The 24,943-nt window shown below is 36.9% G+C and carries 17 protein-coding genes and 2 tRNA genes; 17 read left to right on the top strand and 2 right to left on the bottom strand.

The window, feature by feature from the left end; all coding sequences use genetic code 11:
* The first annotated feature begins 50 nt into the window (after positions 1-50).
* The 4 genes from OTK01_RS00135 to OTK01_RS00150 all read left to right on the top strand — a co-directional run bounded on the left by OTK01_RS00135 (position 51) and on the right by OTK01_RS00150 (position 5,606).
* A complete protein-coding gene (locus OTK01_RS00135) occupies positions 51-620 on the top strand; it encodes a LemA family protein (RefSeq protein ID WP_013433639.1) in 570 nt (189 codons plus the stop codon).
* Positions 621-637: 17 nt separating this feature from the next.
* A complete protein-coding gene (locus OTK01_RS00140; protein WP_029229061.1) occupies positions 638-1,576 on the top strand; it encodes a TPM domain-containing protein in 939 nt (312 codons plus the stop codon).
* Positions 1,577-1,694: 118 nt separating this feature from the next.
* The gene (locus tag OTK01_RS00145) at positions 1,695-5,006 is read left to right on the top strand and encodes a DEAD/DEAH box helicase (RefSeq protein ID WP_029672224.1); all 3,312 of its coding nucleotides are present in this window, start codon (positions 1,695-1,697) and stop codon (positions 5,004-5,006) included.
* Positions 5,007-5,030: 24 nt separating this feature from the next.
* Positions 5,031-5,606 carry a Uma2 family endonuclease gene (locus tag OTK01_RS00150; RefSeq protein ID WP_029229059.1) on the top strand — a complete coding sequence of 192 codons (576 nt, stop codon included), beginning with the start codon at positions 5,031-5,033 and terminating at the stop codon, positions 5,604-5,606.
* 64 nt (positions 5,607-5,670) lie between these two features.
* Here OTK01_RS00150 and thiT read toward each other — a convergent pair whose 3' ends face one another.
* Entirely contained in the window at positions 5,671-6,303 is a 633-nt protein-coding gene (gene thiT / locus OTK01_RS00155; RefSeq protein ID WP_029229058.1) for an energy-coupled thiamine transporter ThiT, read from the bottom strand.
* Between the two features lie 290 nt (positions 6,304-6,593).
* Between thiT and OTK01_RS00160 the strand changes: the two genes are divergently transcribed.
* From OTK01_RS00160 to OTK01_RS00220, 13 genes are all read left to right on the top strand, one after another.
* A complete protein-coding gene (locus OTK01_RS00160; protein ID WP_029229057.1) occupies positions 6,594-8,975 on the top strand; it encodes a hypothetical protein in 2,382 nt (793 codons plus the stop codon).
* Positions 8,976-9,908 carry an ABC transporter ATP-binding protein gene (locus OTK01_RS00165; protein ID WP_029229056.1) on the top strand — a complete coding sequence of 311 codons (933 nt, stop codon included), beginning with the start codon at positions 8,976-8,978 and terminating at the stop codon, positions 9,906-9,908. It begins immediately after the preceding gene.
* Between the two features lie 36 nt (positions 9,909-9,944).
* Positions 9,945-10,838 (top strand): ABC transporter permease, encoded by an 894-nt coding sequence (locus tag OTK01_RS00170; RefSeq protein ID WP_029229055.1) that lies wholly within the window; start codon positions 9,945-9,947, stop codon positions 10,836-10,838.
* Between the two features lie 16 nt (positions 10,839-10,854).
* Positions 10,855-12,252, top strand: coding sequence for a hypothetical protein (locus tag OTK01_RS00175; RefSeq protein WP_029229054.1), 1,398 nt, complete (start codon positions 10,855-10,857; stop codon positions 12,250-12,252).
* Between the two features lie 7 nt (positions 12,253-12,259).
* Positions 12,260-13,237 (top strand): AAA family ATPase, encoded by a 978-nt coding sequence (locus OTK01_RS00180; protein ID WP_029229053.1) that lies wholly within the window; start codon positions 12,260-12,262, stop codon positions 13,235-13,237.
* Between the two features lie 17 nt (positions 13,238-13,254).
* Complete coding sequence (locus tag OTK01_RS00185; RefSeq protein ID WP_269011624.1) at positions 13,255-14,133, top strand: DUF58 domain-containing protein; 879 nt, start codon at positions 13,255-13,257, stop codon at positions 14,131-14,133.
* 23 nt (positions 14,134-14,156) lie between these two features.
* Positions 14,157-15,947, top strand: coding sequence for a vWA domain-containing protein (locus tag OTK01_RS00190; RefSeq protein WP_269011809.1), 1,791 nt, complete (start codon positions 14,157-14,159; stop codon positions 15,945-15,947).
* Positions 15,931-18,633 carry a vWA domain-containing protein gene (locus OTK01_RS00195; RefSeq protein WP_029229050.1) on the top strand — a complete coding sequence of 901 codons (2,703 nt, stop codon included), beginning with the start codon at positions 15,931-15,933 and terminating at the stop codon, positions 18,631-18,633. The genes OTK01_RS00190 and OTK01_RS00195 overlap by 17 nt, the downstream gene beginning before the upstream one ends.
* 105 nt (positions 18,634-18,738) lie before the next feature.
* Positions 18,739-20,019 (top strand): adenylosuccinate synthase, encoded by a 1,281-nt coding sequence (locus OTK01_RS00200; protein ID WP_029229049.1) that lies wholly within the window; start codon positions 18,739-18,741, stop codon positions 20,017-20,019.
* A gap of 164 nt (positions 20,020-20,183) precedes the next feature.
* On the top strand, positions 20,184-21,926 hold the full coding sequence (locus OTK01_RS00205; RefSeq protein WP_029229048.1) for an ABC transporter ATP-binding protein: 1,743 nt from the start codon (positions 20,184-20,186) through the stop codon (positions 21,924-21,926).
* A 31-nt stretch (positions 21,927-21,957) separates the two neighbouring features.
* Positions 21,958-23,754, top strand: a complete 1,797-nt coding sequence (locus OTK01_RS00210; RefSeq protein ID WP_029229047.1) for an ABC transporter ATP-binding protein — start codon at positions 21,958-21,960, stop codon at positions 23,752-23,754.
* Between the two features lie 92 nt (positions 23,755-23,846).
* Positions 23,847-23,922: transfer RNA gene (locus OTK01_RS00215), tRNA-Lys, on the top strand.
* Between the two features lie 22 nt (positions 23,923-23,944).
* Positions 23,945-24,019, top strand: a tRNA-Glu gene (locus tag OTK01_RS00220).
* A 186-nt stretch (positions 24,020-24,205) separates the two neighbouring features.
* Here OTK01_RS00220 and OTK01_RS00225 read toward each other — a convergent pair.
* A complete protein-coding gene (locus tag OTK01_RS00225; RefSeq protein ID WP_029229046.1) occupies positions 24,206-24,781 on the bottom strand; it encodes a stage II sporulation protein M in 576 nt (191 codons plus the stop codon).
* Positions 24,782-24,943: the final 162 nt, after the last annotated feature.

Raw genomic sequence — 24,943 nt, forward strand, 5'->3', positions numbered from 1 at the left:
GTATATATATCCTTGTAGCCAAAAAGTATATGGGAAGGAGAAGTGAAAAATTGAAGAAAGGCACAAAAATCCTTTTAGCTATTTTAGTTTTAGTTGTAGTGCTTGTTGTGTACACCTTTTCAACATACAATAGCCTTGTGCGCTTGAAAGAGAATGTTGACAGCAAGTGGAGCCAGGTTGAAAATCAGCTGCAAAGAAGGGCAGACTTAATTCCGAACCTGGTTAACACTGTCAAAGGCTATGCAAAACACGAAAAAGAGATTTTTGAAACTCTTGCTCAAGCAAGGTCAAAGCTTTTAAATTCCTCAACAGTAGAAGATAAAGCAAAGGCAAACGATGAGCTTTCCTCGGCAATTTCAAGGCTTTTAGTGATAGTTGAAAACTATCCAAATCTCAAGGCCGACAGGACATTTGTGCAGCTTATGGATGAGCTTGCTGGAACAGAAAACAGAATTGCCGTTGCAAGAAAGGATTACAACGACGCAGTAAGGCAGTACAACATTAAAATAAAGGTTTTTCCGAACGTTTTGATTGCAAGGATGTTTGGGTTTGAAGAGCGCCAGTATTTTCAGGCATCAAGCCAAGCTCAAAATGTGCCTTCTGTTGACTTTTCGAAATAAAAAGGAGAAGATTGGCAATGAAAATAAAACCAGGTTTAATTTTCAGAATACTTGCAGCAGTGTTTATAATTACAGTTTCAAGCCTTCTGTTTGAATCTTTTGCCTCTGCTAAAGCCCAGATTCCAAAAAAACCTCCTGAAAATATCTATGTTTTTGACTATGCAGACTTGATTGATAGCTCTGATGAAGATGAAATGAGGGTTTTGGCAAAGGAGATAGAAGACAAATCAAAAGCAGAGATTGTCGTTGTAACTGTAGAAACTCTTGGCAACTATACAATAGAAGAATATGCAAACGAGCTTTTCAACAGCTGGGGAATTGGCGACAAGGAACTTAACAATGGGGTTTTGATTCTTGTGAACAAAGAGAATTTGCTTTCGGGCAAAAAAGGAAGGATAAGAATAGAAGTTGGATATGGTTTGGAAGGTGCAATTCCAGATGGGAAGGCAGGCAGGATACTGGATGAGTATGCTATACCTGCCTTTGAAAACAAAGAATATTCAAAAGGAATAAAAGATACATTCTTTGCAGTGGCAAGCGAGGTTGCAAAGGAGTATGGGCTTAAGATAGAAGAGCTTTCAGGATATAGTAGTGCTGAAAATATAAATAAAAATGAGATTGCTACTGATGGTAATGAAAAAAATGCTGTAGAATCGCCATTTGTATTAAGAATTGACATTGGATTAATAATAGGATTTGGTTTGTTTTTCCTCATTATTTTTTTCATGGGAATATCTATGTTATTTGAGAAACCATATGTTGGAAAAAGATATATATGGACAAGGAAAAACGGAAAGTGGGAGAAAAAAGTTTATGTATATCGCTACGATGATTTATGGAAGAACAACAGAAGCTTTTTTGATGATTCTGATGATTCTGACGGCTTTGGAGGCGGTGGCGGAGGATTTGGAGGATTCGGCGGAGGTTCCTCTGGCGGTGGAGGCGCAAGCAGGTAAAAAGCCTGCTTTTTTTGTTTTTAATTTGATTTTTTAATATGATAAAATTATATACAGAAAAATTTTAGAATTTTCAAAGATTAAAATAGTACAGGAGCTGAGAGTGTTGCTACAAGAGATGACAAAAAGGGTATATATCCTTATTACAGATTACATGATAAGAAATCTTGCTTCAAACGATGGTGTTTATCTCAGAGGAATCCAGCTTTATAATCATGGGAGGGTAAAAAATCCAAAGTTCAATCCGCAGCTCAAAATTGTTGAGGCAGAGGTCGAAGGAGACACAGGCACATATAATGTAATAATTGACTTTGAAATTTATACTGAAGGTGAAGGCAACAATTTGAAGATGGGTATCAGCAATTTTGGATTTTGGTGTGAGTGTAAAGCAGCCCAGACATACAAAGGATTTTGCAAACATGCGGTTGCACTTTTGAAGGCATTTGCTAAAGGCGAAGCTGAGGTTGTAGATTATATTCCACCTATTTTTTTGGGATTTAAAAAGAAGATTGAAGAGGAAGAGAAGAAAAGACGAAAGTCAGAGTTTAAAAAGAGACTTGAGAAAATAAAATCAGCGTATGCCCGTGCAGCGCTACACCTTGTATCAGAGGTTGAAATGAAGCCGAATGTGTATATAAAGAAGATAATAGAATCAGTATCAGTTGATGCTTTGAATGTCAGGTTTAAGATATACTCTGAAGACATAAATAAAGAATACTTTATCAAAAACATAGGCGATTTTTCAGAAGCCTATATGAATAAAATTGAATACCAGTTTGGAAAGAAGTTTGTATTCAAACCTTTTATTCACGTCTTTCCTGAGCAGGACAGAAGACTTTTAGAATATATTTACAAGTTGAAGAAAGTAAAGCCTGTTGTGTTCGCAGAACAGTATTTTAATGTTCCATATCCACTCTGGGAAGAATTTTTCAGCCTTTTAGATGGGCAAGAGATATTTGCAGTTTATGAAGGAGATGAATATAAAAGAATAAAGGTGGATTTAAACAGACCAGTAGATATTGACATATTTGTTGATATAGATGATGAAGAAGCAGTTATAAAGTCCAAGTTTTTGGAACAGGCAGAAATAATTGACTGGGCTCTTGAGGCAAGATTTGTGATATACCAGGATACTCTGAGCATTCTGAAAAACCCAAAGAACTTGGTGATTTCCCCTCTTTACTATTTTAATTTTGCTGACTTTACTGATGGTGAAGGATATGGAGAGATAAGATTAAACAAAGAAGATTTAAAGGAATTTTTTGAAATAGCTTATCCTATTGCAAAAGAGTGCTGCAGATTTGAATTTTCATCCAAAGTGAAAGAGTTTTTGGAATTAAAAGATGAGGAATTAAAATTAAAGGTTTTATTTGATACTTACAAAAGAGGAATTTGTGCTCATATAAAATATACAGACGGCTTTGCTGATTTTGAAGTTGAAAAAGCAGGACTTCAAAGGGAGAGAGTAAAAGAGATACAAATTCTTTCTATACTATTAGCATATGGATTTGAGAAAGACCAAAAGAAGGGTTTTGTTTTAGAGGATGAAGAAAAGATATTCAATTTTGTAATGGACGGACTTCCGGTTTTAATGAAAGTTGCAGATGTGTACTATTCAGAAACTTTTAAGAGTTTTAAAGTAAAGAAAAATCCCAAATTTAGTGTTAAGGTTAGCTTAAATCACGCGTCAATAGATTTCTGGCTCTCAAGCGAAGATATCCCACAGGATGAAATTCCAGATATATTAGCTTCTTTGGAAGAGAAAAAGAGATATCACAGATTAAAAGACGGCACAATTTTGCTTTTAGACAGTCCAGAGCTTGAAAAGATTCAAAATATAGTAAAAGACCTTGATATCTCCAAAAAAGACCTCAAAAAAGGAAAGGCCATTTTTAGCAAGTTCCATGCAATTTATTTATCTGAAATACTTGAAAACTTAAATCTTAATATTTCAAAAGACAGTGCTTTTGATGTTTATGTTCAGAAGATGAAGAAGGTAGAAGATATCACAATTGAAATTCCTGAGCATTTAGATAGGATTCTAAGAGAATATCAAAAAGTGGGTGTTAAATGGCTTTCGCATCTTTATTTGAACGGTTTTGGTGGCATCTTGGCAGATGACATGGGTCTTGGAAAAACAGTGCAGGTTTTGTCATTCATATCAGCATGCAAGGATAAGTTAAATGGACCTTGTTTAGTAGTTGCGCCAACTTCGCTTGTTTACAACTGGCAGCAGGAGGCAAAAAGATTCACACCTGATTTGAAAACAGTGGTGGTTGACGGCACTCCTGCAAAAAGAAGTGAAATCATTGAAAAGCTCAAAGATTATGATATAGTTATTACTTCGTATTCTCTTTTGAAAAGAGACATTGACCTTTACAAAGACTTAGAATTTTCAGTTTGCGTGGTGGATGAAGCCCAGCACATCAAAAACCCGCAGTCGCTCAGCAAAGAAGCTGTCAGCAGGATAAACGCAAAATGTTGTTTTGCTTTGACCGGCACACCGATAGAGAATAATTTGTCTGAGCTGTGGTCAATATTTGACTTTGTGCTACCAGGATATCTTGGCACGCACACAAGGTTTTCTGAGAGGTTTGAAAAACCGATTGTAAGGCAAAATGATGAAAAAGCTTTAAAGCTTCTTCATAAGATGATAACCCCCTTTGTTTTAAGAAGACTCAAAAAAGATGTTTTGTCTGAGCTTCCTGAAAAAATTGAGACTAATCTTGAGGTCTCTATGACACCTGAGCAGGAGAACATATACAAGCTGTATCTTTTGAAGGCAAGAGAAGACATCAAAAATGAGATAGAGCAAAAAGGGTTTGAAAAAAGCAAAATTAAAATATTTTCAATACTTACAAGACTTCGCCAGATTTGTTGCCATCCAAAGCTATTTTTAGAAAATTATGAAGGTTCATCTGGCAAGCTTGAGCTGTTTGAAGAGATTTTGGAAGATGTTTTGGAAAGCGGCCACAGAGCGATTGTCTTTTCCCAGTGGACAGAGATGCTAAGGATATTGGAAGAAAGGATAAAAGAGCGCGGTTTTGAATATTTTTACTTGGACGGTTCAACAAAATCTGAGGAAAGAATAGATATGGCAAACAGGTTCAACAGTGGCCAGAAACAGGTGTTTTTAGTATCGCTCAAAGCAGGCGGTTTTGGGCTTAATCTTACTGGCGCAGACGTTGTGATACTGTATGACCTGTGGTGGAACCCGGCTGTAGAAAACCAGGCGATGGACAGGGCGCACAGGATTGGTCAGGAAAATTCTGTTCAGGTTTTCAGGCTCATTACCAAAAACACTATTGAAGAGAGAATCTTTGAGCTTCAGCAGAAGAAAAAGGACCTTTTTGACACTATAATTCAATCTGCCCAGACATTCCTCACACAGCTTTCTGAAGATGAGCTCATGCAGCTTCTTGAAGAGTAATAAGTATTTCAAAGGGTGATTGTCATGGAAGAAATACAAAAAAGTGCTATCAGCACTTATTCAGATGTGCAGAAAATTTCTGAAAATAAAATTTATAGCTTGATTGATGGTACTTTGTATTTGCATGCTGCGCCAAGCTGGCAGCATCAAAAGGTTTTAAAAGAGCTGATGCTCTTCTTTGGTAACTACTTGAAGGATAAAGATTGCGAAATATTTTCTGCGCCTTTTGATGTGTTTTTGGAAGCAAAAGATGAGCTTGAAGTTGATAGTGCTACGACGGTTGTTCAGCCAGACCTGACTATAATTTGTGACAAATCAAAACTTGCAAAAACAGGGTATATAGGCGCCCCACAAATGATAATAGAGATAACCTCACCGTCTACAGTCAGGCTGGATAGAGTTTTAAAATTTAACAAATATGAAACAGCAGGTGTAAAAGAATACTGGATTGTAGAACCGGAAAATAAAATAATCACCTGCTTTGTTTTAGAAGCAAACGGTCGCTATGGAAGACCAAAGATGTTTTCAGAAGGAGATAAAATAAGAGTTGTTACTTTTCCTGATTTAGAAATAAACGTAGATGAGATTTTTAAAATATAGCAAACGGGCAGGAATTCTTTTGTCTTCCTGCCCAAAATTTTATTTTAAAAAGTTTATTTTATTTCTAAGCCTGGGACTTTAACCTCTCAATAGCACTTCTCAAACCCGGGATAAAAGCTAACGCAAAACACACAGCAAGGTCAGGACCCAAGTATGTTGCATTATAGATGGCAGAGTACACAAGCGGGCTTGTGCCTTTTGGTGCGTATGATGCAAAGAATACTACTCCAGATATAAAATGAAATACAAACCTTCCAAAGCCACCTGCTAAAATTCCAAGTGGCAAATTCTTTTTGAAAAACCCAGAAAGCCCAAGCGCACCGAATGCCAATGGGTAGTCCAAAAGCAGCTGTGCCCAGTGGACAACATATGGGTCTTGTATTAGCTGCAGAATTCCATAAGCCATCCCTGCAACAATTCCTGCAAATGGACCAAACATATAAGCATATGCAAATAAAGGCAGCATGCTTGCAGGTGTGATTGAACCGCCCTGTGGCATTCTGTAAAGCTTTATAAAAGAAAGGATAAACGAAAGTGAGATAGCCACACCACCGTATACAAGAGCTTTTGTTGTGAACTTTTGACGCTTTTGTGCAAGGTACAGAAAAATGCTAATAAATATCAAAACAGCAACTATCGCAAGAGAATACCATTTGAGTTTACCAAAGTCTTTGAATATGCTTTCAATATAACTCATCAGCTTTCATCTCCTTTTTTAAAGTTTGCAAAAATTTGCGGCTTTAATAAAATAATTATAACATAAGAAAAAGCTAATTTGAGATGTAGAAAATAATGTTTAGGGTAATAACACGAATGAATGATAAATCGTTAAATATCATATGAAAGGATAATATAAAAATGATTCGAGAGAAATTCAACATAATTATTTCTATCATTGACAAAAAAATAAAATTTGATAAAATGATAGAGGGTAAAAATTGATAAATAATTTCTTAATAACAATTTCAAGTGAAGGGAGTAAAACCAATGAAGAAAAGACTTTGTGCAGCTTTTATTGTTATTATTTTTATCTTTTTGTGGTATGTTCAAATTACTCCAGCAGGTAGCTTTATAAATATTGAAAATATTGAATATGGGATTGATAATACATTCAAAGTGAATGAATTGGTCGAAGCAAAAATTACTTTGACAAATTCAAGCCCGAACAATTTCAAAGGCAAGCTTTCTTTTGAAAGATGGAATATTTATAAAAATCTATCTGGTTTGGGCGGCAGACCTGAAAAAAGAAAAGTAAAAGTTTTTTCTTTTTCTAAAGAATTTGAGATAGCAGGCAATTCAAAAAAAGTAATTATTCTTCCTGTGTACCTTGGCGTTGATGATAGTGAACAATATTTAAGAGTTTACACTTCTGATGGCAGATTAATTTCATCGGTTAAAATAAAGCCTAAAGCATACTATTTAAAAGATTGTGTAGGAATTTTTTCTCACATGGCTGCAGCAAGTGACCTTTCGTATGTATTAAAAAATAGTGGAAAAGCTGCAAATGTTGTTGTCCTTCGCAGCAAGAATTTTCCAACAAGAGAGTCGCTGCTGGAAATGTTTGAATTTATTATCATTCACAACTACAAAACTTCAAATTTGGCAGTTGAGCAGTATCAGGCTTTAAAAGACTATGTAGCAAAAGGTGGAAACCTTTTAATAACCTTGGGCGAAAATTATCAAAAAAATCTTTCTGTTTTTACAGATGATTTTCTTGTAGGGAGTATTGGCAAGGTAAAAACTGGAGATATAGTACTAAAGAGGGTAAGCCAAAAGGATTATACCCAAAATGTGGCTGCTTCAAGCAATCAGGAGGATACAGTACTTAAGAAGATTAAATATGTGGAGTTTGACCTTAAAAATGCTGAATTAATAAACCAAAAACACATACAGAGAATAAAGTACGGAAAAGGGATAGTTTTGGTAACATCTTTTGACCCTTTTGATAATCAGTTCACAGGTGAAGAAAAGAAGAAGATTTTTGAGATAATAATTGAAAACATGAACACCTCATTTTACAATCCTCAGAATTTTTACACAGTATATCCAGCCAACAGCATTTTTTACACTGCGGTGAATGTGAAATGGCCAAATAGCACCATAATATTGATATTGATTGCTTTATACATCGTTTTTGTAAGTTTTGGCAATTACTTTATTTTGAGAAGACTCAACAAGCGTCATTTGACATGGCAGCTGATTTTGCTTGAAAGTATTGTTTGGACAGTAATCATATTTGGAGTTGCAAGTTTATACAGGATAAATCAGCCCAATGTGAATGCTGTAAATTTTATTGTGTATAACTCAGATGGGAAAGGGTATGTGGTAGACAAGTATTATCAAATATTTTCTCCTTTTGGAACTGATGTGGAAATTAAGAGCATAGAAAATCAAAAGTTAGAACCAATTTTTTTAAATTATGATTTTTGGACATATAGAGATAATCCAACTAACGATTTTGATTACACTCCATGGAATAAAATAGCTTTCAGAGGTTTGACAGGACCATTTATTAAAAATATAAAAGACCAGATGGTTTACGAAGTGGATGATATTCCTCTTGATGTGAATTTTAACGTGAAGGATATCTCAAAGATAACTGTGGAGGTAAACAATAGGTCTGACTATAAAATAAAAAATATATTTGTTGTTCTGTATAATAACTATGTTTACATAGAAGAACTAAAACCGCACAGCAAGGCCACAAAAACAATCTCTAATATTTACGGTATGTTGGTAGACGAAATAAGAAACAGATTTTATAACAATCAGAGAGGCATAATTAGAGATTTTCGACTTATTGACAGAGAAACAGAACTTTTGAGCAGCCTTATTCCAAACGACTTGTCAAACCCGTTTTTGATAGGGCATATAGAAAATTACAAGGATGATAAGCTTAACATAAATTCAGAGGTTTTAAAAGTCCGCAGCGAAGCTGTGTTCAGAAAAGACCTCAGCAGGGTAGCTATTGTTAAAGGCAAAAGAATTATTCTTCCAGGTTCTGTTACTCCCAATTTGATAAAAAACACATTCCCAAATGTAAATTACATTACACCAAACAAAGCAATTTCATATTATGGCAAGGGTGAGCTGGAGCTTGAATATGACCTTTCGGGGTATCTGGACAGGATAGAAAAGGTCTTGATACAAATGCCAAAACAGTATGGAAGATATAACGTTGATGAATTTATCTTCAATGTTAAAACACAAAAATGGGATAAGATAACTTTTGACAAACCACTTGCGATGGGAAGCCATGAAATAGAAAAATATTTCCAAAACAATAAAATAAGGGTTAGAATTGTAGGGAAAGATGAAAAGTCTGTGACAGCCATTCCTCTTATTTCTGCAGAAGGTGGTGAAAAATAAATGGCTCTTGTTGAGGTGGAGGGGCTTGTAAAGTTTTATGGTAAAAAGAAGGCGTTAGATAACCTCTCATTTGCGGTTGACAGCAGGCAGATATTTGGTTTTGTTGGGCCAAACGGTGCTGGTAAAACAACCACAATGAAAATCATGTGCGGGCTTTTGAAAGCTGACGGTGGAACTGTGAAAATTGATGGGATAGATGTTGCAAAAAAGATTAACAAAATTAAATTTCTCATTGGTTACATGCCTGACTTTTTTGGAGTGTATGACAATCTCAAGGTGAACGAATATTTGGAATTCTTTGCTTTGGCATATGGTATACGCGGGACAAAAGCGCAAAAACTTATAGATGACCTTTTAGAGCTTGTAAGGCTGACAGATAAAAAGTATGATTTTGTTGATTCTCTTTCACGGGGTATGAAACAGAGGCTATGTTTAGCAAGGTGTCTAATTCACAATCCGCTTCTTCTTATTTTGGATGAACCAGCTTCTGGCATGGACCCGCAGTCCCGAATTGAGATGAAGGAGATATTAAAAAATTTAAAAGATATGGGAAAGACAATAATAATAAGCTCACACATTCTTCCTGAGCTATCAGAGCTTTGCACACATGTCGGGATAATAAACAGCGGCAGGATGGTTGCACAGGGCGATATTAACCAGATTACCATGCTTGCGCACGGCACAAAGAGGATTAAGATAAGGTTTGTTGATGGCTTTGATGAGGCTTATATGGTGTTTAAAGAGTTTCCAGCTGTTTGTGATATTCAGGTCATTGAAGGTGGATACATTTTGGGTTTTGATGGTGATGACAATGATTTGTTTTTATTAATAAAGAGCTTGATTGACAAAGGCGCAAAGGTTTGTGAAGTGAGTATGGTCGAGGGCAGCCTTGAAGAAGCGTTTATGAAGGTAGTTCAGGGTATTGAAAATTAGAAAGATTATTCTCAAAAACAGGGGAGTGAAGAAGTTTTGAAGAGTATAAAAAGATTTGTGATGGCCATTTTCTCAAACCCTATTGTCACAAAAGAGATAAAACAGAGGACAAGAGGACTCAAGTTTTCGTTTACCATTGCTGGATGGCTGCTTCTTATGACTCTCTTTACAATAATGTTTTTAACATCAATTACAAATTCAGTTGTTGAGATAACCCGTTACAAAAATTCTATTCAAAACTTTTGTTTTTTTCTAATATTTTTGTTTGCTGGTTTTTTCGGGCTTCTAATTACCATTTTATGTTCCCAGGCAATAGCAAAAGAAAAAGAAAATCAAACACTTGACATACTTCTTTCAACACCTTTGACCAATTTTGAAATTGTTGTTGGGAAGATGATAGCAGCAGCCGGTGAAGCGGTAATACTTTTCTTTTCTGCAATTCCGATATTGGTACTTCTATATTTTTATGGTATAACATCTATGGGGGATATTTTGCTTATTATGCTCTATGTTTTTGCGCTCATCCTCTTTTATGGTTCGCTGAGTCTTCTGCTATCAACACTTATCAAAAAAGGCATAGCGGCAACTGTGATTGTGATTTCCATTGTCCTTGCGTCAACCATTCTCAGTTACTTAATTGTTACGATAAGCGCACAGAAGTTTGTAAATAGTGCTGGCCAGCCTTTACAAGCTCAAAGTTTTTGGAACTTAATCTCAATTTCTATAAGCTCTGCTTTCGCATTAATAGAATTTATAAATATTCGTCTGAATTCAGGCCTTAATGCTTTTTTGCAATACTCATATAAGATTAAAGGGTATCAGATTCACCTTCTCATTTGCATAGTCGGAACAATTCTAAACATCTTTTTGAGCGCGATATTTTTAAGTCCTCTGAGAAGAATAAGAATTTTTAGAAGAAAGCCCGATTAGATGGAGATGGTAATTTATGCACGAAAGTGAAATGCAGATTTTGAGTTTTTTGAAAAAGGTACAAAGAAGACAGATGCTTTGCAGTCTCTTGACACGTCTGTGGCAGTGTGTATCTGCTTCTTTGTCTTTTGTTATTTTAATAGAAGCTTTATCAAAGATTGTCCCGATGTACTACAAATCTTTCTACCAGATATTTATTTTCCTGCTGTCTTTGGTTATCTATGCAATATTTATTATCTTAAGAAAGCCAACTCTTGAGCACTCAGCGCTTCTAATTGACAGTTTTGGCTTGAAAGAAAGGCTGACAACAGCATTAGAGCTAATTGGAGTTGATACCGAAATCTCAAGATATATAAAGCAAACAACAGCACAGATTATAAAAAATCTAAACATAAAAAGACTAATAAAACCCAGGTTTGAAAAAGATAAGTGGATGTTTGTAGCATCACTTTTCATTGTATTTTTCATTATAACAAATGTTCACAGCCCCAAAATGGATGAGGCAAAGAGAATACATGCTTTCAATGAACTTAAGAAAGAGGAAATAACAAGGATAGAAAAGCAGAAAAAAGAGGTGCTAAAAAGTTACAAACTTAATGAGGCTGAAAAGAGAAAGATTGATGAAGTATTATTAAAACTTAAAAAGGAAATAAAGCTTGCCAAAACCAGAAGCGAAATAGAACTTGCAAGGCAAAAGACATGGTTTTTGCTCAATGATTTGAAAAGTGGCTCTAAAAATTCCCAGTTTTATTCAGCAGTTGAAAAACTCAAAAATCTTGTTGCACATGATAACAATTCAAATCAAAGAGGCAGCAAAGATTCTCTTGCAAGCGCAAATACAAACAGCAAAAGTGAAGTGGCATCTGGTTCAGCAGGCGGACAAGGCAGTGAACAGAAAAGTCAAGACGAAAGATCGAACGCTTCTTTTTCCGAAAAAGAAGGCTCAGAAGCAGCAAATAGAAATTTAAAAGCTGGCTCAGAAAATGAAACTTCAAACGCTTCAGGCTCAGATGCAAGTGCAAATAGCGTGCAAAATGCATCTGGCCAAGGTGCAGACGGTGGTATGCAGGGAGGAGATGGGGCTATAAGTCAGGTTGATAACTTAAACAGCCAAGGTAGTGGGCTTGGAGCAGCCATTCCCAGAACTTCAAATAAAGTAGAGGTGCCGTCCGTTTATACAAAAAATCTTCTGTGCCTTGATGCATCTAAAAAGGTTTTGGCGGACACAGGGCAGGAAAGTGGCAGAGTATCCCAAAAACAGGGCATCGGAGAAAGAGGGCAAAAGCTGAGTTTTGACAAGGTTTTTTCGCAATACAAACAGGAGGCAAACGAGTATATCGAGGCAGATGAAGTTCCTTCCTGGGCAAAGGAAATAACCAAACGTTATTTTGAAAATTTAGAGAACACGAGGTGAACACAATTTGGTTTTGCAGGATATTGAATATACAATGCAGGTTTTAAGCAAAGTAGAAAGTGAAATTTCTAAGGTTATAATTGGCCAGAAGGATGTTATCAGAAAGGTTTTGATTGCCATATTCTGCGGCGGGAATGTCCTTCTTGAAGGGTTGCCGGGCGTTGGCAAGACTCATCTTGTAAAGTCAATTGCAAAGGTGCTGGATTTGAAATTTTCAAGAATTCAGTTTACACCTGACCTTATGCCATCAGACATTGTGGGAACAAATATAATTTCAAAAGACAAGGATGGAAGTTTGAATTTTACATTCCAAAAAGGTCCTATATTTGCTAACATCGTATTGGCAGATGAGATAAACAGAGCAACACCGAAAACACAGTCAGCACTTCTTGAGGCAATGCAGGAGAAGACGGTTACTGTGATGGGGCAGACCTACAAGCTTGATGAGCCGTTTTTTGTTCTTGCAACACAAAATCCTCTTGAGCAGGAAGGGACATATCCACTTCCAGAGGCGCAGCAGGACAGATTCTTGTTTAAAATTGATGTTCCACTTCCGGGTTTTGATGAGATGATAAGAATTGTAAACCTGACAGTGGAAAGTCAAATGCCCGAGCCTCAAAAGGTCATTGAAGGAAAAGAGATATTGAACATAGGCAGAATTGTTCGGCAAGTACCCATTGCAAAGCCTGTTTTGGAATATGCAACAAGGCTTGTTTTGAGCACACAGCCGCACATTGAAGAAAATGAAATTGCAAGAAAGTATCTCAAGTTTGGTGCAGGACCGAGGGCTCTTCAGCACCTTGTTTTAGGTGCAAAAGCAAATGCACTCTTTGAAGGAAGACCAAACGTTGCGTTTGATGATATAAAAAGCCTTGCAAAAAGCGTTCTATGTCACAGGATTGGCTTGAACTTTGAAGCAATATCTGAGGGTCTTACTCAAAGTGAGGTTGTGGATATGATTTTGCAAAGACAAAAAGAGTGGTAGAAAAATTTAAAAAAGTGGTGAGAATTTTTATGTTTGGCGGGCTTGTTGATGACAAAACGCTAAAAAAACTTAGCAGCCTAAAATTCAAGTTTGGAATTGAGATAACTTCGCAGTTTGAAGGGCAGCAGAAATCAAAAGGGCGGGGGAATTCGCTTGAGTTCAGCGACCACAGGGAGTACATGCCAGGCGATGATTTTAGAAAGGTAAATTTTAGAATTTTTGCAGCAACCCAGAGGCTTTATGTAAAGCTTTTTGAACAGGAAAGACAGACAACTTATAATTTTTTCATTGATATGTCAAAATCGATGGATTTCGGCAGCAAAGTCAAAAAAGGTGATATGGCAAAAGCGTTAGCTTTTTGCCTCTCATACATTGCTCTTTCGCAGCTTGACACTTGTGGCATATTTTTGGTTCAGGAAAATGGCATTTTATCGTCAGGGTATCTTAAAGGCAAGCAAAGCCTTACAAAGATTGTGAGGTTTTTAGAGGATGCTCATTTCGAAGGAGAAGCAGATTTTGAGAATATTAAAAATGTTTATATTCCCAGAAAGAGCATCTCATTTATTTTTTCTGATTTTTTGTTCGAAGGAGCAGCTGAAGTTTTGAAAGTGCTTTCTGCAAGGTGCTCTTTTGTATGCTGCTGTCAGATATTAGATGAAATTGAAGCGTATCCTTCATTTGAACATACATTTTGTCAGCTGATTGACAGTGAAAGTGCAAAAGCCATTGATGTGGAGCTATCAAATAGTTTAATTAAAGAATATGTTGAAGAGCTGAGAAGGTATCAAAATGCTCTCAAAGAAATTTTAAAAAAGGCAAATGGCTTATTTTTTGAGGTCTTGAGCTCAAGTGCACTTGAAAAAACTGTGATGAACCTGATTGGAGTGGGAAGATGACCTTTTCACAGCCGCTTTTTCTCATGTTTCTTTTGACAATCCCGGTATTAATTTTTTTGTATATGATAAAACCAAGGCACAAGAAAGTAACCATTCCAAGCACGTTTTTGTGGGAGCGATTGAAAAAACAAAAAAGAATTGCAAAACCGGCGCAAAAGTTAAGATTTTCTTTGCTATTGCTTTTGGGAATTTTTACACTTTTCAGTTTTTCAATGTATCTTGCAGCTCCCAATATATTTATAAAAAATGCACGCAAGAATGTAGTTTTTGCCTTTGATAATGGTGCTTCTATGAGCTGCAGAGAAGATGATTCTAAGTCATATCTTCAAAAGTCAAAAGAGATAGCAAAGGATATAATAGATAGATTGCCGGGCACAACAAAGGTAAGCGTTGTGACTTTTTCAGATACAGTCGAGGTTTTGCAAAAAGAAGGCACGCGCAGCTTTGCCAAGGATGCAATTGACAGGGTAGCTCAAACATACTATGCAACAGATGTGAAAAACGGCTTGAATATTATTTCAAAGCTTTTCAAACCTTCAGATACAACTTTGTTTATATTTACCGACAAGAACGTGCCTTACTTAGAAAATGCAAAGCTTTACAAGTTTCCAAAACCAAAAGATAATGTGAGCATTGAAAATATATCCTGTGTCAGCAGCAAAGATGGTTTTGATGCTCTGGTAGAGATTAAAAACAGAGGAATTGAAAAAGCAAGTTTTGAACTTGAACTTTTTGCAGACGGCAAACTGGTAGGATTAAAAAACATTTCCCTTTTGCCGGGGAAAGCAGAGAGCTTTTTGTTTGAAAATATCAAAGGAAATTACAAGGTTGTGTGGGGAAGAATAAATTATCATGACGCATTAGAAAAAGACAACCTCTTTTGGACAGTTTTAGAACCTGTCAGGGCAAAGCAAAAAGTTTTGTATGTAGGAAAAGGAAATTTCTTTTTTGAAAAAGTGTGGCTATCTTTTGATGATGTGGAACTTTATAAAACTCAGGATGGCAAAAACATTGCTGGTGATTTTGATATATACATATTCGACCAGTGCATACCACAAAAGTTTCCTCAAAAAGGAGCTTTCATATTTGTATTGCCAAATGACGGCAATGCTTTAAAACTTTTGGGGATAAAGATAGGGAAAAATGATAGCAATGAAGGATATGCAAGGTTTGTAAAGTCGAGCGTTACACAAAACATTATTGGTATGGATTTTGCTGTACAAAAGGCTGTGTATATTATTGATAGAGCTTTTGAACCAGTTGCAAAGATAGGTGGCAAGCCAATAATCTCTTTTGGCAATATCCAAAATCATCCGTCAATCCTATTCGGTTTTGCGATAGATAACAGTGACCTGCCTTTGAAGGTATCTTTCCCAATTTTGATGGCAAACATCAAAAGCGCTTTTGTCAAGAAAAATCAGTTATTTGAAAAGACAGCTTTTTATCCGGGTGAAGAGATAAGAGTTTTTTCATATTCAGATAAAAAAGCAGATTTGATATTGCCCGATGGGAAAAGAGAAATTGTTGATTTGTCAGGTTATCCTTCAATTCTTCCTAAAAAAGATGCTTTGGGAATTTATTCTTTGGTTCTAAATGAAAAGTCAAAAGAGAGCTACAAATTTGCAATAAATTTTCCAACATACGCTCTGGATGATTCAGGTGATAGTTTGGCAGGGAATAACATCGATTTTTCAGATGCAGGCAAAATCAATAGCGTGAAAATGCCATATTCTTTGAAGGATATATTTTTGATACTTGCGCTCATTTTTTTGACTTTGGAGTGGATGGTGTTTTTAAATGAGAATAGAGTTTGAAAGACCTTTTGTTTTGCTTGCTGCAGTTGTGCTTGGAGTATTTATTTGGCTTGTTTCAAGAAGATTTTCAAAAGAAAGTTTGGGCAAAAGGTTTGTTGTGTGGATGAGGATTGTTTTAATAGTCTTAATAGTTTTGGCTCTGAGCGTGCCAAGCTTGGCAATTTCAACCGACAAGATAACAACAATTTATCTTGCCGACTTATCAGAGAGCAATAGAAAAAACGCAGAAAAGATGAAAGACTTCATTCAAAAGTCGATAAAGCTCAAAAAATCAAATGAGTTGCAATCAGTTGTTGTGTTCGGACAGGATGCAAACATTGAGTTTCTGCCGACCAAGTATCCCAACTTTTCTGAATTTGGAACGGCTGTAGATAGCACTCAAACCAATATTGAAAATGCAATAAAGTATGCAGTAAATCTGTTTGATAGGGATTCACAAAAAAGACTTGTCATCTTGACAGATGGGAAAGAGACAATAGGTGAGGCAAAAAATGAAGTAGAACTTCTCAAAAATAATGGGATAGATGTAAAAGTAGTGCTGTTTAAAAGTGAGAAAGAAAAAGATGTTCAGTTTTCAAGTTTGAAGATTCCACAGAAGGTATTTAAAAATCAGGCGTTTTCGATATTTGCCAATATAAACAGCACTTTTTCGACAAAAGCTCTGCTCAAGATTTTCAGAGACAATGATTTAATTTTCAGCCAAAATGTAACGCTTGAAAAAGGTGAAAACAGGTTTGTTATAAAGGATAAGCTGGACAGGGAAGGGGTTTTTAGCTATCAAGGAGCGGTTGAGGTGCTGGATGATGAAGAAGAGTCAAACAATGTTGCGTATGCTATGTGCCAGGTAAGAAAACCTCAAAAGGTTCTGGTAGTTTATGAGAATGTCGATGATGTAAAAAATGTCAAAAACCTTCTTGATTCTTATTCAGCCGAGTATGACGTGGTAAAGAGCGACCAGGCAAACTTTGGGCTTGATAAGCTCTTAGGATATTCTTTTGTGATTTTGTGCAATGTATCAAGGGAAAACTTTAGCGACAACTTTTTAAACGCTGTAGAGAAGTATGTGAAGGATTTAGGCGGTGGGCTTATAGTAATTGGTGGTGTGAATTCTTATGCACTTGGGAATTATTCTAATTCGGTTTTAGAAAAGATGCTGCCTGTCAAGATGGAACTTAAAAACAAAGAAAAGGAAAAGAACATAGATGTTGTGCTTGTTCTTGACCATTCAGGCAGCATGGCGGATACAGAAGACGCAGGTATTCCTAAATTAGAGATTGCCAAGAGCGCTTCTGCAAAGATGGTTGAGCACCTTGAAAGTTCAGATGGTGTTGGTGTGATTGCTTTTGACCACAATTACTATTGGGCATACAAATTTGGCAAGCTTGTCAGAAAAGAAGATGTGATAGAAAGCATCTCAAGCATTGAAGTAGGTGGTGGGACGGCTATAATTCCACCTCTGAATGAAGCAGTTAAAACTCTAAAAAAGTCAAAGGCAAAAAACAAGTTGGTTGTGCTTCTGACCGATGGCATGGGTGAACAAAGCGGTTATGAAATTCCAGCCGATGAGGCAAAAAGAAATAACATCAAAATCACCACAATTGGTGTCGGAAAGTTTGTAAACGCCTCCGTTTTGAGCTGGATAGCTGCTTATACCTCGGGCAGGTTCTATTTAGTTTCAAATCCTTCTGAGCTTGTTGATGTGTTTTTAAAAGAGACAAAAATTATAAAAGGCAAGTACATAAAGGAAAAGAAGTTTGTCCCCAAAGTGGTTGAGACAAATGCTATAAATTCGGGTTTTTCCTCTTATCCACCGCTTTACGGTTACATCGCAACAACAAAAAAAGACCTTGCAACCAGCCTTTTGGTAAGCGACGAGGATGAGCCTATTTTGACAGTGTGGAGGTACGGGCTTGGAAAGGTTGCTGCATGGTGTTCGGACTTGAGCGGGCAGTGGTCGCGCGATTGGGTTTTGTGGGATAGATTTTCACAGTTTTGGACAAGGCTTTTCAAGTGGTTAGAAAAAGGAGCAGATGACAGCAGCTTTGATTTTAATGTTCGAAAAGAAAAAGATTTGGTGGTATCTTTGGTAGGCAAGTTCGATGCTGATACCGTTGCAACTCTCAAATGCATATATCCAAACGACCAAGAAAAGACATTTGCAATGAGAAGAACTGCACCTGACAGGTTTGAATCTAAAGTTGATTTTATGCTGGGAAATTATGTATTTGTGGTAACCTTAAGTAGCAAGGACAAATCCAAGGTATCAACCTTTTTCTATTCAGCTAACTACTCTGATGAGTTTAGAGTGGATATAGACAGCAGCAGGTTTGAACAGTTTGTCTCTTTATCAGGAGCAAAAGTTATAAAAAATCCAAGTGAGGTGTATGCTGGAAGGCTCAAGAGCATAGAGTCGAAAAGAGATATTAGCAGTTTATTAATAATTCTTTGTATTGTCTTATTTCTTTTAGAAGTGAGCATTAGAAGATTTGGTCTGTATCCTCAGGTAGAGAGGTACTTTTTGGCAATATCTTCAGGCTTTAAAAGGATTGCAAAGCCATATTCACTTCAAAAGGTGTGGGATAAAGTATCTTCTTTGAGAAAGAAGAGAACTCATGCGAAAAAATCAAAGGAAGCAGAGCAAGTATTCGATGATACTTTGGATGTTAGAAAACTGAGAAGATTTTAAAATTACTTAAAAAACTCACTTCATTCTGATATAATATTAAAGGACTTTTAATATTTTATTTCAGGTAAAATATCTTAGCATATAAAAGAAGGAGAATGAACAGAAATGCAACAAATCCGCGCGATAGTTGGCACCCAGTGGGGTGACGAGGGAAAAGGCAAAATTGTAGACTTTTTGGCAAAGGAAGCTGACGTTGTTGTTCGGGCTCAGGGCGGCAACAACGCAGGTCACACAGTTGAAGCATATGGTAAAGTTTTTAAACTTCACCTTATACCATCTGGAATTCTTTATGAAGAAAAACTCAACATCATAGGAAACGGTGTTGTGATTGATCCGGAATTTCTCATACAGGAGATAGAAAACTTAGAAAAAGAGGGTATTTCGACAAAAAATCTTAAAATTAGCGACAGAGCACATCTTGTTATGCCATACCACAAGATATTAGATGAAGAGCAGGAAAGACAGAGAGGCGAAGAGAGCCTTGGCACAACAAAAAGGGGAATAGGTCCTGCGTATGCTGACAAGACAGAAAGAACAAACCTCAGAGTTTGTGACATGCTTGACGAGGAAGAGTTTATTCAAAAGCTCAGAAATGTGTATGAGAGAAAGAACCAGATACTTACCCATGTTTATCACAAAACACCAATGAAGTTCGGAGAGCTTTTGGAACAGTTCATGAAATATGGAGAGATTTTAAAGCCATATATCACAGACACAATAAAACTTTTGAATGATTCAATAAAGGCAGGAAAAAAGGTGCTTTTAGAAGGTGCACAGGCAACAATGCTTGATTTGGATTACGGAACATACCCATATGTTACATCATCGCACCCCACAGTTGGTGGATTTTGCATTGGAGCAGGGATTGCACCAAAGTACATTCAAGAGGTAATAGGTGTTGTTAAGGCATACACCACAAGGGTTGGGAAAGGTCCATTTCCCACAGAGCTTTTGGATGAAATAGGAGATAGCATACGCGAAAAGGGAAGAGAATACGGAACAACCACCGGAAGACCAAGAAGATGCGGCTGGCTTGACCTTGTTGTTGTAAGGTATGCGGTTTTAATAAATGGAATTGACAAGATTGCCCTTACAAAGCTTGATACGCTATCCGGCCTTCCAAAAATAAAGGTTTGCAGAGCCTATAAGTATGAAGGGAAAATCTTAGAGCTTTTCCCTGCGTCCTTGAGGGTTGCAATGGAGTGTGAGCCTGTGTATGAGGAGTTTGAAGGCTGGAGCGAAGAGGAGATAAAAGCTGCAAAAGAGTATGACCAGCTTCCAAGGAGTGCAAAAAGATATATCGAATTTATAGAAAAAGAGACAGGTGCAAAGGTTTTTCTCATTGGCACAGGCCCTGCAAGAGAGGATATAATAATAAAAGACTAAAGCTTAATGCCAATAAAAAGCCATCCGAAAATTTAGTTGATTCGGGTGGCTTTTTGTGTTACTTTGGCAGCAGAAAAAGTGTTTTTTTGTGGGAATAGCTTAACTTTTTTTGAGATTGGGTGTATAATAAAATTAAATTTTTGAGGAAAAGAGGATGGGAAAAGTTGGACTACCTTAAAAGACTCATGAAGTATTTGGACGACTGTAAACTATTGGTAGCAGTTGGCCTAATTTTGGCGCTGGCAGGGATATTTTGCAACATGGCAGTGCCAAAAGTGTCAAAGCACATCATTGACGATGTTCTTGTTGCAAGGCGCTTTGAAAAGCTTTGCTATTTTGCTCTAATTTTGGCAGGACTTGTGCTTTCAAAAGCAGTTTTGAATTATTTTCAGAGCTACATATTCGAATACACATCTCAAAAAGCCATCTATAAGCTCAGAGAACAGCTCTACACAAAGCTTCAATACCAGTCTTTTGAGTATTTTGACAGAGCATCAACAGGGGCTATCATGAACAGAATGGTGGGAGACCTGGAGGCTATTCGAAACTTTTTAAATCAGGGCTTTGTTCAGGTAATTAGCATAGTCATTACTTTAATATTGGCACTTTCTATAATGCTTTCAATGAACCTTTTGCTTTCATTTTTGAGCTTAGCAACAACACCTCTTATATACTTTAACGTCAAAAGTCTTGCCAAAAAACTTCAGCCAACCTTCAGGGCGATAAGAACATCCTTTGAAAAGCTCACATCAAAGGTGCAGGAGAATATCACAGGTATAAGAGTTGTCAAAGCCTTTGGGAATGAAGAACTTGAAAAGAAAAGCTTTGAAAAGGTTGCATTTGAATTTACAGACAAAAATATCCAGGCTGCTGATATAAGGTCGGTGCACAATCCTCTTGCAAATTTCTTAAATGGCTTAAACTCAGTCATAATTCTTGTTGTTGGAGGGTATTTGGCTATAAAAGGGAATCTGTCTATTGGCACGCTTTTTGCATTTGTGAGCTATGTGAACTTGTTCTCTGCGCCTATTGGTAACATTCAAAACCTTGTGAACCAGTGGCAAAACGCCTTTGCATCCTTGGAAAAGGTGTTCGAAGTGCTTGACAGTGAGGTTTTAGTCAAAAGCCCAAAAAATGCTATTCATCTTAAAAACATCAGAGGAGACATAAAGTTTGAGAATGTGTATTTCAAGTACAAAGATAAGTTTGTTCTAAAGGGAATAAACATTCATATTAAACCTGGTGAGGTTGTTGCCATTTTAGGTCAGGCAGGTTCTGGCAAGTCATCTTTAATAAATCTTCTTGCCAGATTTTACGACCCGACATCTGGCAGGGTACTCATTGATGATGTTGATGTGAAAAATGTAAAGCTTTGTTCTTTGAGAAGAAACATTGGAATAATAATGCAGGAGACATTTATTTTTTCTGATACTATTGCTGCGAACATAGCGTTTGGAAAGCCAGATGCGAAAGAAGAAGAGATAAAATGGGCTGCAAAGCTTGCCCGGGCAGATGAGTTCATTGAAAGGCTTCCAGAAGGCTACTCTACCGTTGTTGGTGAGAGAGGGATTGGACTTTCGGGCGGTCAGAAACAGAGAATTGCAATTGCCAGGGCACTTATATATGACCCCAAAATTTTGGTGCTTGACGATGCAACATCAAGCCTTGATTTTGAAACTGAGGCTGAGATTCAGAATACTTTGAAAGAGGTGATAAAAGGAAGGACAACAATCATCATAACCCACAGAATTTCCCAGCTTGTTGTTGAGGCAAACAAAATTTATTACATGCAAGATGGCAGAATTGTTGAACAGGGAACGCATGAAGACCTGATGAGACTCAAAGGTAGATACTACTCAACATTTAAAAAACAGTTGCTTGAGCGCGCAAACTCACTTCCTGCTTAAAAAAGTTTTGTAAAAGGGGGAATTTTTCAAAATGGCAGACCCTGCGGCCAAAAAGCTAATATTTTCCCAAGAAGAGACCAATTACGAGTTAAAGATACCCTACTTAAAGAGGCTTTTTAAGTTTCTTCTTCCTTACAAAAAATGGCTGTTTTTAACTTTGGTTTTCATGTTTGCAGCAACAGTTGCCGATTTGGTTTCTCCTTACCTTCTAAAGCAGGCAGTTGACAACTATATCCCTAAAAAAGATTTCAAGGGGATTTTGATAATTGGGGCTTTGCTCATTTTGATGCTTTTTATAAACAAGGAGTGCTCAAAAAACAAGATAAGGCTTGCAAACAGAACAGGACAGATGGTTTTGTTTGATATCAGAAAAGCTCTTTTTGACCACGTTCAAAGCCTTTCTTTCAGCTTTTTTGACAAAAACTCAACAGGAAGGATTATTGTTAGGATTGTCAATGACGTCAATACCTTGAACAACCTCTTTACAAACGGTATTGTGAATGTGATAACAGACATGTCAAGCTTGGTTTTGGCAGCAATAATAATGTTTTCTATAAACCCTAAACTTGCAATGGTGACATTTGCAGTTGTCCCAATATTTTTGATAGTCCTCTTTACAACCAGAAACGCCATAAAAAGAAACTGGAGAGCTGTCCGAAGAAAGATTGCAAACCTAAATGCATATATACACGAAAACATAAGTGGTATCAGGGTGATTCAGGCATATGTCAGGCAAAAGGTCAACAGGGCTATTTTCAAAGACGTCATAGACGATGTGTTTTTGTCATGGATGAAGGCGGTCAGGATAAACGGCATATTCTCACCTGCGGTCGAGGTATGTTCAATGATAGGAACGCTCATCATCTACTTTTACGGTGTAAAGCTTCTTAAAATAAACGGTGTCACAGTTGGAACTTTAATTGCTTTTGTTAGCTATTTAGACAGGTTTTGGCGACCGGTTGTTACACTTTCGAACTTTTACAATCAGCTTCTTGTTGCAAGCGCATCGTCAGAAAGGATATTTGAGGTGCTTTCTATCGAGCCCGAAATAAAAGAGGATAAAAATCCTGTTGAGATGTCTACTTTTAAAAATTCAATCGAATTTAAAAATGTGTGGTTTGCGTACAAAGATGAAGAGTATGTTTTAAAGGATGTGTCATTTGAAATCAAAAAAGGCATGATGGTTGCGCTTGTGGGTGCAACAGGCTCTGGCAAGACTACAATTGTAAATCTTCTTGCGAGGTTTTACGACCCGCAAAAGGGTAGTATCCTCATCGATGGCATTGATATTAAGAAAATTAGCTTTAAAAGTTTAAGAAAGCTTATAGGCATTGTCCAGCAGGAACCGTTTTTGTTCTCAGGCAGCATCCTTGACAATATTCTGTATGGAAAGCCAGATGCCAAGTTTGAAGAGGTTGTAGAGGTTTGCAAGTTCTTAGGCGCGCATGATTTTATATCGCAGTTTGAGGATGGTTACTTTACCCAGGTAAATGAAAGGGGAAACAGGCTTTCAACAGGGCAAAAACAGCTAATTTGCCTTTCGAGGGTTTTGCTTCAAAACCCCCAGATTCTTATTTTGGATGAGGCAACGGCTTCCTTGGATACACATAGCGAGCTTATGGTGCAAAACGCTTTGAACAGAATAATGAAAGACCGTACTTCAATTGTGATTGCTCACAGGTTATCTACCATAAAAGATGCAGACCTCATAATTGTAATGGACAAAGGCAGAATTGCTGAAATGGGTACACATGAGAGCTTAATTAGGAAAAAAGGCATCTATTATGAACTTTGTGCAAGCCAGATAAGATTTGTAAAGGCAGGGTGATAAAAGGAAAGAGAAAGAAGCTGCGAATATATTTTTGGTATTTACAAAAGGCAAGAATGGTCTTATAATATTAAACCGTGTTTAATTTGTGTGGGCCATTAGCTCAGTAGGCAGAGCACCAGCCTTTTAAGCTGGGTGTCCCGCGTTCGAGTCGCGGATGGCTCACCATTTAATTTGAAAAGTGACAGGTGGCCCCGTGGTCAAGTGGTTAAGACACAGGCCTTTCACGCCTGTAACAGGGGTTCGAATCCCCTCGGGGTCACCATTTGTTTATGAGGAGCCGAGTACCTTTCGCGCATGCGGGAGATGAAAGGCTCCAGGTATATCCTGCTTGCCTTGCATAAGGCAACTGGGATATGCTGAATTTGAAAATAGGATATTGGATGAATAGGCAGGAAGAATTGACTTCCTGCCTATTTTGTTTTAGTCTTCTAATTTCCAATCGGCTCTTTTATTTTGCAAAGCTTGAGGTGACAAAAGCTTCTATAAAGGCTGCAAATACTACTAAGGTAGCACCACATATAGCAAGTGTCAAAAATCTTTTAAATGCAATATTTAAATTTGGTTTTTCCTTTGAAAAGACTGCACTTTCAAGAAATATCGCCGAGGCTGCGCTGCCTATTATGAATGCTGCAATTTCAAATATCCCATGGGGCAAAATCAAAAGTAGTGTCTTTGCAATAGATATCTGCTTTGCTGAAATTGTAGCAACAGCACCAACTATAAAACCGTTTGTGAGCAGCACAAACACAGATACAAGCCCAAATGTCAAGGTCCCTACTGTGATGGTTATAAGATAGACTTTCATGTTGTTCTTGAGGATTGCAAGAAAGAGAAGGTAAGGGTTTTTTGCATTTTTCAAGATGTTTTCAAACAGTTTCCTGACATACTGGGTGATGAATTTTTGAATTTCATCTCCAAAATAAAGTCCTGCAACAATGCCAAGGATACAAGAAAGTGCAAAAATCGAAAATGAGATTAAAATTAGTCTTTTTTCTGTTTTAAAGGTCTGAGCAACAAATTTCAATTGTTGTTTGCCTCCTTCAGTTGCTTTAAAACTCTTTCAACAAAATGATAACAGAAATTGCAACTTGAGTGCAATTCCGAGCAGAAGAAATTTTTTCACAAAATTTTAATTAACTTCTCTTGATATTTGGTATATAATTATTTCTGATATAAATTTACAGGA

The sequence above is a fragment of the Caldicellulosiruptor acetigenus genome (genome assembly GCF_026914305.1).
Lineage (GTDB): Bacteria > Bacillota > Thermoanaerobacteria > Caldicellulosiruptorales > Caldicellulosiruptoraceae > Caldicellulosiruptor > Caldicellulosiruptor acetigenus.